Raw genomic sequence first — 12,113 nt, forward strand, 5'->3', positions numbered from 1 at the left:
ATATAATGCAGCATCCATTAGTCACTATTATCGTTCCTGTATACAACCTGGCTCCTTACCTGCCACGCTGCATAGCATCACTCTTACAGCAAACGTATACCCGGCTTGAACTGATATTTGTGAATGACGGTGCTACCGACAATTCACTGGAAGTATTACAATCCTGGCAACAACATCCACAGATAAAAATTATTTCACAGGACAACGCCGGTCCTGGTCCAGCCAGGAACACAGGACTGGACCACGCGCAGGGCGACTATGTGCTCTTTGTGGATGGCGATGACTGGATAGCTCCGGAAACAGTAGCCCAGTGTGTGGAAGCAGCCCAGGCGCATGCTGCAGATATTGTTTGTTTTGGTTTCCGGAAAGTTTACCAGCAAAGAGAGGCATTGGTAGAGGGAGAGCCGTGGATATATCAGCCCGCCAGCTTTAGCGGCAGCGATTATATCATTAGCTTTTTTAGCGAAGCTACCCACCGGAAAGATAAGCTCAACACTTCCACCTGTGGAAAATTTTACCTGCGGTCCTTCATTGAAGCGCACCAGCTCCGTTTCCGCCAGGCCACTTTTGAAGACTCTCCCTTTTTCCTGGAGGCAGTATATGCTGCCCGCCATATTCATTGCCTGGCAGCAACCTTTTACGCTTATTTTATCCAGGAAAAAGATACCACCCGACAGTCAGTTACTTCGACTCCAATCAATGACCGCAAGATTACCAGCTTTTATAGTGCTGATGCATTAATGAAACAATTTCTGCTGTCAAAAAACATCTTTGAGAAATATCGTCCCTATTATTATGCGTACCATAACACCCGGATACTGCAATATGGTGGCTATATGGACATCTATGTGTCAGACAGGCCATCGCAGGCCGCTGACTGGCAGATATTTATAGCACAGCTGCAACAACACCGGGGCGATCTTACGATGGACCGGAAAGGACTGTACAGGGGATATCGTAAACGAATTGTTGCTTTAAATATCGGCGCTGCTATCAGCCGTGTCAGCCCTTCGATGGCGCACCGTTTTTTCCGTTGGTACGAAAAAACAATGGCCCCAAAATAGTGTCCAGCTGTTCAAAATATGTTTCAATGCCAAATTCCGCTGCCACCTGCTGATGCAATGTTTCCGGATCTATGGCTGCTGTAAAGGCATCCAATATTTGGTCGAAGTAAGCAAGCGTACCGGCATCGGGAGTTTCCCGGTCTTTTTCACGCAATAAATACACTCCCGGGAACGACCGTTTGCTCAATTCCTGTATAGCTCCTACCGGATTACCGATTACGGGTATGCCAGCAGACAATGCTTCAATCACCACCAGTCCAAACCCTTCAAATTTGGAAGGTAATATGAGCATATCGGCCAGCGCATAGGCTTCGGGACCAATGTTGTCGATCAGCAGGCCTTCTTTCACTGTGGTATGCGCCAGCCCTTTAAAGGCAGCACTATTAGGTGAGTGATTGCAGACAATTAGCAGTTGCCACTGCGCCGACTGTTCAATGACCGGCGCCAGCTTCAGCAACACATCCATCCCCTTTGGCCCTTCCATCCTGCCTACAAATAAGAGGGTGCGTCTCGTGGTGTCCTTCTTTTCGAATGGGTGAAACTTAGTCGCGTCCACACAATTGTTCAATACCACGATCTTATGGGCCGCTGTTTGGTAGTAGTTGATCAGGTCTTCTTTTACCTCTGCAGCAACAGCCACTACCAATTTTGCCACTTTACAGGCCCGCTGTTGAAGGGCAGCCATACGGCTCAGTCCCGGCGCGGTTCTCCCATAAGCGACTTCCATACAGTGATAACTGCCATGCAGAAAAGTCACATCTACCGGAAAAAAAGGCACCGACTCTCCCTGGGAGATCACTACCCTGCCCCGCTTGCGTGTCAGCCAAAGTAAAGCAGAAGTATAACGTGCCAGGTAAAGCATTTTACGTTTCCTAAAATGCTTGTACCGGAATAATTGGTTAAACAACCCGCCAAACAAGGTATGATGGATAAGATAGTCCTCATCGATCAACTTTGTTTCAATACCACGGCTATGCAAATACTCATCCAGATAGTACACCACTCGCTCCACGCCACCAGCATAAGATTTCCCATTAAACGATATTAACCATACTTTCCTCGGTTCCATGTACTAGCTTTTAGCGTGTAACTCCCATTGCTTTATCCAGTTTCTGATATCCGCTTTCCACGGAAAAGTGTCGTTGAAAATAGGCCTGTCCCTGGCGGCTCAACAATTCATACAATCCTTTATCCGACAATACCTGCTGTATATTCGCCGCAAAAGTTTGCGGGTCGTCGGCAGAAAGGCAGCCATTGTCGGTTTTATCCGGCAGGCCATCCAGGCCACGTTCTGAACAAATCACCGGCATGCCGTGCGACATAGCCTCCACCACTTTTACCTTCACTCCTGTACCCGTCAGCATCGGGCAAAGCGCCACCCGCGACCGGTGGTAATAGTCATCGAGATTATCAGCAAATGGTACCAGCGTAACATTGGGATAATCTTTGCTGATATGCGCCGTAATAACTCCCACCACACAGATTTTAATATCAACAGGCAGCAAGGGATATACTTCTTTAAAAAACCAGGCAGCTGAACGGAGATTATGCGGGTTGTCCGATGCTACATACACCAGGTCAAAGTCTTTATGTACCGCCTCTTTCACAGGTTCGGGCGCGGTCATGATCATCGGGATATATTTTACTTTTTCCTTCAGGAACTGTCCGAAGAAATAAGTCTCTTCCGGCGAAATAGCCCATATCTGTTGAAACTGTCCTAACCTGCGCAGCTCATCGCCCAGAGCTGCCCCTCTATCAAAACCAGCATCATGCTGGTGCTGAGAAGCTAGCAGATCATGCGTATCGAGGATGGTCATCGCATTTCCCACCAATGGATTATCGCGGATAAAATCAGCCCAGTAAGCATAGCTGATAATGATATAGTCATATTGCTGGCGGCGTAGAATATCATCAAACTGCCTACGCAGGTTCAGCGTGGTATGGTTTGGGAAAGATCCAGGTACCAGCTTCAATTTCCGCTCATACAGGATATGCCATAGCTTATAGGAAAAGAAATATTTTACCGGATTGCCTTTCACAGGTTTACGGTCCAGCACCCATATATTTTCCGCCAAACCACTGTCTTCAAGGGCTTTCACACTTTCTGGCGTGTATTGACCCCACACTGACTTCGTAATAAAGTCCACCTTCATGTCCCTTGCTTTAAAGTATTTCAGCAGGTGTAGGGCACGGGTCTGACTTCCCCCTCTTTTCTCAATGGGATTTAACGGAAAAAAATAGAGTATCCTTTTCAAGTGCTATTGTCGTTTTTAGAATTGTAAATAAGGCTGTAAAACTAAGGCATTTTCCCTAAAACGGGGTGAAACAACCGTATCTGCAAAGACATGAGAATGCCAACGCCTATTACCGATTCAACTTCGTTGTGTGAATTTTAAATCATCAGCATTAAAACATACAACATAATATGATTCATGAAAATTCATCGATTAACTGTAAATTTGGGCAATATATAATGATATTACAATCATTATTATAGCTGTATTATCAATTTTATATGCTACACCTACATATGACTTCATACGCATTTTGGAATAATAAAGGAGGAATTAAATTTCACATTCCGAATATCCGGTTGGCCATTCTACACCTAAAAACTCCGCAGCATAGGGGTTTTTAATTATATCACTGGATGATTATCTTCTCCACCTTTTGCTCATCCGGTAAAGTAGCACTCTTATTTTTCGTAGGTAAAAGAGGCCTATCAAAAGGAACCTGACCATCTGCTCAACTAAAAAACAATTGAATAATAGCATTCGCATGGATAAAAATGTAAATACCCCTTTAGTGACTGTTTTTATGCCCGCCTTTAACGGTGAAGCTTATATTGAAAAGGCCATACAAAGTGTCCTCGATCAGAGCTTTACTAATTTTGAGCTACTAATTATTAATGACGGCTCTACGGACGGTACACTTGAGATAATTGGTAAATTTACTGATCCCCGAATTCGTTTAGTTCACAATGATGGCAATAAAGGTCTTACGTTCACCCGTAACCGTGGGATTGAAGAAGCTAAAGGACAATACATCGCAATTCTGGACTGCGATGATATAGCTATGCCTGATCGTCTTAAAGCACAAATTACTTTCTTAGATTCAAATCCTGAAATCGCAATATGTGGCGGACAAGCCATCACTATTGATGAATCCGGCAAACAGACCGGAGACTTAAATGTGATAGCCGGAGAGAAGAATATATCTCCCGAATTGGTATTTCACAATACTTTTACCAATTCAACCTTAATGATCAAAAGATCAGCCATGCTGGAGGCAGGTGGATATAGAGATTATTCTCCCGCGGAGGATTATGACCTTTCTTACAGAATCGCTTTACATCATCCGGTAGCAAATCTTAACGAGGTCCTTGTCGCCTACCGCCTTCACAGCAATAACATTTCAAAGGCTCAGCATGAGAAAGCTCTCAGCGCAGAACTCCGTATCATCGAAAACATCCATACAAACCTGGGTATTCCTACAAATGAAAATCTAATTCGGATTCATCATGATTACTTCAATTATCGGTTTTCATCCAGAAGCTCAAAAGAATTTCTACAGGTTTTTGAGGCCTTAAAACAGGGTAATGCTACATCCAGGAATTATTCCATCGATATATTCAATGAAATACTCTACAAAAAATGGTTTTCATTGTTGAGACATAAAAAAGAAAAAGGAATTCTTCCTTTATATTTTGGAAGTAGATTATTTGAATGGCAATTTGTCACTTTTAAGGAATTGCGTAAAGTATTCAAACAAACTCTTTTTCTTAATCTTTCTTTTAGACGACGCGGAAAATAGACATCCGATGTGCAGAAAAAAAACCTTGTAGAATCCGCTTCTACCAAATGGGGCGCCCTAAAAAAAGAGGATGCCCTTTTGAGACATCCCCCTTTCGGTTTTAGTATTAACATTGAATGGATAGTACCACGGCCCATCTACGCCGTATCAGCTTTCAGTAAAAAAATGATCATCAATAACCCGGGTTTTGTTCCTTCGCCATCAATGGATTAGTATTCGTTTCACTTTGAGGAAAAGGCCAGATAAACCGGTGGTCGGTATAAGGTACTGCCGCGATCCTGGATGGAGAAACCGGGCGGGTAATGATATTGTAGTTGGAACCATCTGCGTTGACGTCTGTATAGGAAACTTTTGCCGGAATACCTCCCGTTGAAAAGATGGGATCTGTAGACAAGCGTTGTATATCAGGCCATCTTAATCCTTCTCCGGCAAATTCAATGCGTCTTTCATTTAATATGGCTTGTGTTAAAGCCTTTGCTGTTGGGAAGGAGGTACTGGTATATTGATCGGGAACAGCTACGGCCCGGTTACGGACGGCATTAAGTAAATGGAGTGCATCCGTAGTAGCGCCGATACGCGCATCAGCTTCGGCAGCATTTAATAATACTTCAGCGTATCTGATGATCGGTGTCCAGTCGGTTAAATTTGCCAGGTCGCGATATTTATTGTTAAAGAAAAATGCGGAAGCGCCCGGACTGGTATTCTGAATCTGTAATAATGTTCTTCTGGAATCACTGGACACCCAAAAAGCAGCATTATAAAAATTAGGGCTGGTGATATAGAACCCTCTTCCATTTCCATCTGTGTAACCGAAGAGTGCTGGTAATGCGTTATTAACGCCCGCATTAGAGCTGGCCGTATTTTCAATCGAGAAAATAGATTCTGAGTTATGACTATTGTCCACAAATGGGCCATCAGGACTGGCGGTGAGCTGATAGGCCCCTATTGGGCTGATATAATTGCCTCCACTACCACTGGCTCCTAGTTTCGTAGCCTCCGCCATCACACCGGCCCAGTCTCCCATGTGCAGTTTAATACGTGTTTTAAGTGCAATGGCTGCTCCCCTACTGGCGCGGGAGATCGTGTACGATTTATTATCGATCAGATTAGTTTCGGCATAATCAAGATCTGCCAGCAGCTGCGTATAATCATCCTTCACAGTTCCTCTATCTACTGCCAGGGCCGCAGTTAATCCGGCAGGCGTATTCACTGCAATGGTGCGATAAGGTACACCAGGACTTGCACCTGCATTATCCGAAAACGGGCGGGCAAAATTAATCACTATTTCATGGTGCGCCAATGCTCTCAGGAAGCGAGCTTCTCCTTCATAAGACGCCGCAGCTGCCGCCGTAAGTATCCCTTTTCCCAATGCGGTATGCACACCGTCAATAAAGGTATTTGTTTGATTTACGACTGCATAGAGCTCACTCCAGGCACTACCTATGTTACCATCCGTTGTAATGATGTTGTTCAGGTATATATTCGGACTAAATCCGCTGGATACCATATCTTCTCCACGCAATTCATTATGTATAATTTCATCGCCATTAAAGATCGCTGCCTGGGCGGTGCCATACATGCCAATAGCAGCCAATTCAACATTGGCAGCTGTACTAAAGGCAATGGTTGCAGGAAGTGCGTTCTGAGGTTGTAAATCAATAGATTTTTTACAGGCACCCATTGTGAGGACGCAGGTAAATACTATTGCAAGACGGGTGGTTCTTATGATTGATTGAGCGTATATCATCTTATCAGTAATTAAAGTCCAACATTTAATCCAAAAGTTATCGTTCTCGGTCTTGGGTTGCTACCGGCATCCAGTTCAGGATCAAGTCCTTTATACTTTGTAATCAGGAAAGCGTTATCCACAGCCGCATAGATGCGCAGACTATTCAATTTAGTACGGTGAATTAAACTGGAAGCAAAGGAATAACCTAATTGAAGCTTCTGTGCGCGGATAAAACTTCCATTTTCCAGATAGGCCGTAGATGCGGTATGAAAGGCACTACCGCCGGAATACAACCTTGGCACATCCGTGATCTGTCCGGGGGTAGTCCACCGGTGCAATATTTCAACGCTGGTATTCTCAAAGCTGTTATCTGTCAGGAAGCCAGCACGATCGCCGTTAAGAATTTTGTTGCCCCCTGAAAAGACAAAATATAAAGTCAGATCAATATTCTTATAAGTGAATGTATTATTCAGACTGCCAAAGTAGGTGGGGGTATATGTACCTGAAGGCCGTCTGTCGTTAGACGCTAAAGTAGCTTGTGTAGAGAGATCTCCCGGATTTTTAGGATCATAATTATAATAAGTGGTATTGGGGATATTTCCCTGCACCATCTGGCCGTTTGCCTTTACAAATATGGGATTCCCGTTTGCCGGGTTTACTCCTGCAGACTGATACAGGTAATTTTCATTTCTGGGTAGTCCAACACGGTATAAGGATGAGGAATAGATAATATCCTGTCCATTATAAAGATCCGTAATCTTACTTTTATTAGTAGAAAAATTAAAGTCTGTTCTCCAGGTAAAAGAGTTGTTTACTATATTTTTTGAACTGATGCCAAACTCGAATCCATGATTATTCAATGCTCCTACATTTTCGGCAATCTTATTATTAGGCACCCCAAAAGCAGGAGGAATAGGAACACTTAATATCAGATTATTATTATTGTTCTGATAATAATCAGCAATGAAGTTGATACGGTTTTTTAAGAGCGATACATCCAATCCAACATCGTATTTGTTAGCTGTTTCAAACTTTAAAGCCTGGTTTCCAAAAGTAGAATAGGCCACTCCATTTTGTGATCCATAGGTATTAGGCGCGTAGATGTTGGCAAATGGATAGTTGCCTATATTCGCATTACCCGTTTTAGCGTAACTGGCGCGTATTTTAAGCTCATCTATGAAGGTAGCCATCCCCGACTGTTGAAAGAAGTTTTCATCAGATAATCTCCAGCCTACAGAAACACCTGGTAAATTGGCGGGTTTACTGTTTGGTCCGAGACTGGAAAGCCGGTCGGATCTGTAAGTCAGCGTAAGCAGGTAGCGATCAGCAAAACTATAATTGATCCTTCCAAAATAGGAACCAATGGCATTTTCAGTATAATCGCCGCCGACAAACTGATTGGCTACTGTTCCGGAAATTAAATTCTTAGGACCAAAATATACATTTGACAAACCGGTTCCGGATGCATTAATATTCCTTAATCTGGTTTTCTGAAACTCTGTTCCGGCCACCACACCTATATTGTGACGGTTAAATGTTTTATTATAGCTCAGGTTATTGGTCCATACATAATTAAAAGATGGCGTGTACTGTTGGTAAACATAGCCATTGGTGCTTAGTCCATCCCCCGTAAGAGGACTCCAATAGTTATAATCTTCACCATATAGCGCATTTACACCGAGTTGCGATCTTACTGTCAGGCCATCAATGATTGTTGCACTGATAAAAGCATTTCCATTGATCGTAGTATTTTGGTTCCGGAATACATTATTATCCAACACCGCTTTAATATTGGGCAAACCATTGGCGATGTCAATTTTATTGGCGCCCCTGCCCAAAGCCTGCCCGCTTATATTATAGGAACCATCGGGATTATACACCGGCACATTGGGAAATAGTGCCAATCCCGCCGCTACATTCCCGCTAACAGCACCAGGATCTGTATTTAAACCATTATTTTGTATATAACTGATGGCAGTATTAAAACCAAAAGTAAATATATCCAGCGCTTTCTGTTCTACTTTGGCCCTTACGGTATATCTTCTCTGAGAATTATCAACAGTCACACCCTGCAGATCACTAAATCCGGCGGAAAAAAAGTAGTTGGATTTATTGGTACTTCCACTGACGGATAAACTGTGATTTTGTGAATATCCTGTTCTGAAAATAACATTTTGCCAGTCCGTATCATATGGTTTCCCATCAGGTCCTAAAGTTGGAAAAGCCTGTGGATCTAAACCTGCATTGGTAAATTTCTCGTTATTGATTTGTATAAATTGTGCAGCGTTCAGCATTTTGTATCGCTTGCCGATTTGAGCAACACCAAACCATGAATCGTAATTCACCGCAGTTCTTCCTTTCGCTCCTTTTTTGGTGGTGATCAGAATAACGCCCGATGAGGCTCTGGAGCCATAAATGGCGGATGCAGAACCATCTTTTAATACTTCAATACTTTCGATGTCTGAAGGATTGATATCTCCCAGTGGGTTGGTGGCAACAACAACACTATTATCGCTGGTGATGATCGGAACCCCATCTAATACGTACAATGGATCATTCCCTGATGTCAGTGAATTAGTACCTCTGATACGTATAGTAGGTGCGGCACCTAATATGCCGCTACTCTGCGTAACCAGCACGCCTGTTACCCTGCCTGCCAGCGCTTTATCAAAGCTCTCCACAGGTTGATCTGCAATGGTAGCGCCATTTAGTTTCCCTACCGCTCCGGTCAGATCTCTTCTTTCCTGCGTACCATAACCCACTACCACCACTTCTCCCAGTTTCGATGGGTTTAAAGTCAATCCTATATTTCCCAGTTCATGACGGGCTTTCACCTCTTTGGTGATGTAGCCAATAAAAGAAATGACCAGGGTAGCATCTTCAGGCACGTTTTGCAAACTAAAAAACCCCAATCCATTTGTGATAACAGCCACCTTCGTCCCCTTCACCGATACCGATGCACCGGCTAGTGGAACATCGTTTTCATCTAATATAACACCGGTGACATTGATGCCCTCTACTGCGTTGATCGAAGCAACATAGGTGTTCGCCTTGCTGGTCGGGACCTTTTCTTTTTCACTGATCAATACTGTTTTTGCCTCAATACTATAGGTAAGGGGCTGTCCGGCAAAAAGCTGGTCGAGTGCGGCTTTTAAAGGAATATGATCGAAGTTCACAGAAACGGGAACTGATAAACCAATCACCTCATCACTGTACAGTAGTGTATAATCTGTTTGCGCCAGCACTTCTTTAAGTACGCTTTTTAAAGCGACATTCTTTTTCTTTAAAGTGATCAGCTGGGAATAAGCCTTCGCATTTACCTGTATGCAAATGACAAAAATTAAAAAAACTGCTATTTTCATTGTTCGTAATAGTTTTCTCCTATACTTTTTGGAGCCGGACGATGTTGGCAGGTTGGCAATTTGGCTGGGGTTATCGCATAACTCTCTACCCGCAACTCGCTGAGATTGCATAAATAGTTTCATACCTTCGGTTTAGGTTAGTTTTTGGTTTGATTGTTAGATTTTAGCTAATAAATTTCCTGACGGTTCCGTGAACGGGAACCGAAACCGCCCTGGTGTTGATCCCATTGCTGCGGCTATTCTATTTAGATATTTGGTTTAGATTAACTGATTTTTATTTCTTGTTCTACTTTTTTCTATCGATAATTCCTTATTTAAATATGGTGACGGTTCGGCTGTCAATTTTAAAATTAATTTTCCCTGTTTTTTTGAGCATATTGAGAATCACTGAAATATTATTGTTTCGGGACAACATTCCTGAATAATGTATCCTGGGTATTTCTCCTTGATAGACCACCTGAATATCGTACCATCGGGACAACTGGCGCATGACGGTTTTAATATCCGCATTGTCAAATTCGAAATTTCCTCTCTTCCAAGCGATGGCATCTTGTCCATCTATAGCAATAATATGGAGATGCTTATTGGTAAGCACGGCCTGTTGATCGGGCCTGATCTGCTCCGTCACCTCACCTGAACATACTTGTACACTTCCTTCCAGTAAGGTGGTCTTCACCGAAGCCTCGTCGGTGTATGCGTTTATATTGAAATGGGTGCCCAATACCTTTACCGTCTGATTGTCAGTGCTGACGATAAAAGGCTTTGCTTTATCCTTTGCGACTTCAAAATAAGCCTCACCGCTTAACGCTACTTTTCTTTCCCTGGCGCCATCAAAACAAACCGGGTATTTCAAAGAAGATGCGGCATTCAGCCATACTTTGGAGCCGTCTGGCAAGTGTATTTGAAATTGCCCGCCGATGGGGGTTTCTATCGTATTGGATGCCGTTGATGTTAATGATGCGCCATCACCGGTGACGGTGTAAATAATTTGACCATCATCCGTTTTCTCCAGCTTTACGCCGGCTTGTTTTGCAATCGTTCCCTTTTTGGCATCGGCGAGGGATATTTTAATGCCGTCCGCCAATGTGAGTACTGCTTTGTTTCCACCAGGCAGCACGTCCTGTTGCACAGTTTTATTATTGGCCAGTCCCTGGTGCATATCCTGCCGGAATAGATATCCTACCCCAAAAAACAGTACCAATGCGGCTGCCGCAGCTGCATACCACCATACAAACCGCCTGGGTTCCGGAACCTGCTTTTGCAAACGTGCCCAAATCTCCCCGGCATCCTCCAGCTGGTCTTTCGCGTCGTATTTGAACTCCTGCGGTTCCTGATATTGCCAGTACCAGGACTCCAGAAAAGCCCGCTCTTCCGCTGTGGCAGTGCCGTTTTTGTACTTACGAATGATTTCAATGATATCTTTTTTCCGCACGTTTTTAAGGAGTTTAATCCCTTGACTAATAACAAGACAATTAAGTAGGATGGAACAGGTAAAAAAAAATAAAATTATTTTATCCAACGGTGGAGACACCAGAATAGGTAGGTATAAAGACCAAGTTTGGTCCTCAGTATTCTCAAGGCATTGGTAATGTGTTTACTAACCGTTTGTTCGGAAATATTCAATTCCATGGAGATTTCCCTGTGACTTAAATGCTTTTTTCTGTTCAGCTCAAAAACGTTTCGCATTTTATGCGGAAGGGCCGCAATCTCTTTTTCTATTAATTCATACAGCTGATGCTCCCTGATCAGGTAATCTGTATTGGTATTCCCCTGTTCTGCAAAATGCACCATAGAAAGTATATATCTATCCTGCACTTCCTTGTGGGCGATCTGATTCAATATGATATTTTTAACCGATGCATAGAGATAACCAGCAAGGTGGGTTATTTCTAAGCTCTCCCGTTTAGACCACAACACGGCAAAAACCTCGTGCACAACGTCCTTGGCCTCCTCCCGGTTAAGCAATTTACTATTGGCATGATTTAACAGCGCGAATATGTACCGCTCATAGATTTCAGTATATGCCCCGTGCTTCCCGGTTTTCAGTAAGTTCACTAATTCAATATCCGAATAGGTAGTATAATCAGGCATATTGGAACGGGTTTAAAAATGACAGTTCAAATTTTGGCCTTTAAGATGGGGTGG

8 protein-coding genes are annotated in these 12,113 nt (G+C 43.3%); 2 read left to right on the plus strand and 6 right to left on the minus strand.

Going from position 1 to position 12,113, the window contains the following annotated elements; genetic code table 11:
* Positions 1–5 precede the first annotated feature (5 nt).
* Positions 6–1,064, plus strand: coding sequence for a glycosyltransferase family 2 protein (locus AC1DFM_RS16910; RefSeq protein WP_477077914.1), 1,059 nt, complete (start codon positions 6–8; stop codon positions 1,062–1,064).
* On the opposite strand, the gene AC1DFM_RS16915 is transcribed toward AC1DFM_RS16910, so the two are convergent.
* Both AC1DFM_RS16915 and AC1DFM_RS16920 read right to left on the minus strand, forming a co-directional pair.
* On the minus strand, positions 1,003–2,133 hold the full coding sequence (locus tag AC1DFM_RS16915; protein WP_477077915.1) for a glycosyltransferase family 4 protein: 1,131 nt from the start codon (positions 2,131–2,133) through the stop codon (positions 1,003–1,005). The two genes, AC1DFM_RS16910 and AC1DFM_RS16915, sit on opposite strands and share 62 nt — an antisense overlap.
* A gap of 10 nt (positions 2,134–2,143) precedes the next feature.
* Positions 2,144–3,319 carry a glycosyltransferase gene (locus AC1DFM_RS16920; RefSeq protein ID WP_477077916.1) on the minus strand — a complete coding sequence of 392 codons (1,176 nt, stop codon included), beginning with the start codon at positions 3,317–3,319 and terminating at the stop codon, positions 2,144–2,146.
* Positions 3,320–3,842: 523 nt separating this feature from the next.
* On the opposite strand from AC1DFM_RS16920, the gene AC1DFM_RS16925 reads away from it, so the two are divergent.
* Complete coding sequence (locus AC1DFM_RS16925) at positions 3,843–4,877, plus strand: glycosyltransferase family 2 protein (protein WP_477077917.1); 1,035 nt, start codon at positions 3,843–3,845, stop codon at positions 4,875–4,877.
* 172 nt (positions 4,878–5,049) lie between these two features.
* On the opposite strand, the gene AC1DFM_RS16930 is transcribed toward AC1DFM_RS16925, so the two are convergent.
* From AC1DFM_RS16930 to AC1DFM_RS16945, 4 genes are all read right to left on the minus strand, one after another.
* Positions 5,050–6,558 carry a RagB/SusD family nutrient uptake outer membrane protein gene (locus tag AC1DFM_RS16930; RefSeq protein WP_477077918.1) on the minus strand — a complete coding sequence of 503 codons (1,509 nt, stop codon included), beginning with the start codon at positions 6,556–6,558 and terminating at the stop codon, positions 5,050–5,052.
* 77 nt (positions 6,559–6,635) lie between these two features.
* On the minus strand, positions 6,636–9,968 hold the full coding sequence (locus AC1DFM_RS16935) for a TonB-dependent receptor (RefSeq protein WP_477077919.1): 3,333 nt from the start codon (positions 9,966–9,968) through the stop codon (positions 6,636–6,638).
* 310 nt (positions 9,969–10,278) lie between these two features.
* Positions 10,279–11,400 (minus strand): FecR family protein, encoded by a 1,122-nt coding sequence (locus AC1DFM_RS16940; protein ID WP_477077920.1) that lies wholly within the window; start codon positions 11,398–11,400, stop codon positions 10,279–10,281.
* Positions 11,401–11,474: 74 nt separating this feature from the next.
* The gene (locus AC1DFM_RS16945) at positions 11,475–12,059 is read right to left on the minus strand and encodes an RNA polymerase sigma-70 factor (protein ID WP_477077921.1); all 585 of its coding nucleotides are present in this window, start codon (positions 12,057–12,059) and stop codon (positions 11,475–11,477) included.
* Positions 12,060–12,113: the final 54 nt, after the last annotated feature.

Source organism: Chitinophaga sp. 05T412, from assembly GCF_056396465.1.

Coding starts and splice junctions, on each gene's coding strand:
- AC1DFM_RS16930 (WP_477077918.1), bottom strand. CDS start 6,558: ATGGGTGCCTGTAAAAAATCTATTGATTTACAACCTCAGAACGCACTT.
- AC1DFM_RS16945 (WP_477077921.1), bottom strand. CDS start 12,059: ATGCCTGATTATACTACCTATTCGGATATTGAATTAGTGAACTTACTG.
- AC1DFM_RS16910 (WP_477077914.1), top strand. CDS start 6: ATGCAGCATCCATTAGTCACTATTATCGTTCCTGTATACAACCTGGCT.
- AC1DFM_RS16925 (WP_477077917.1), top strand. CDS start 3,843: ATGGATAAAAATGTAAATACCCCTTTAGTGACTGTTTTTATGCCCGCC.
- AC1DFM_RS16935 (WP_477077919.1), bottom strand. CDS start 9,968: ATGAAAATAGCAGTTTTTTTAATTTTTGTCATTTGCATACAGGTAAAT.
- AC1DFM_RS16915 (WP_477077915.1), bottom strand. CDS start 2,133: ATGGAACCGAGGAAAGTATGGTTAATATCGTTTAATGGGAAATCTTAT.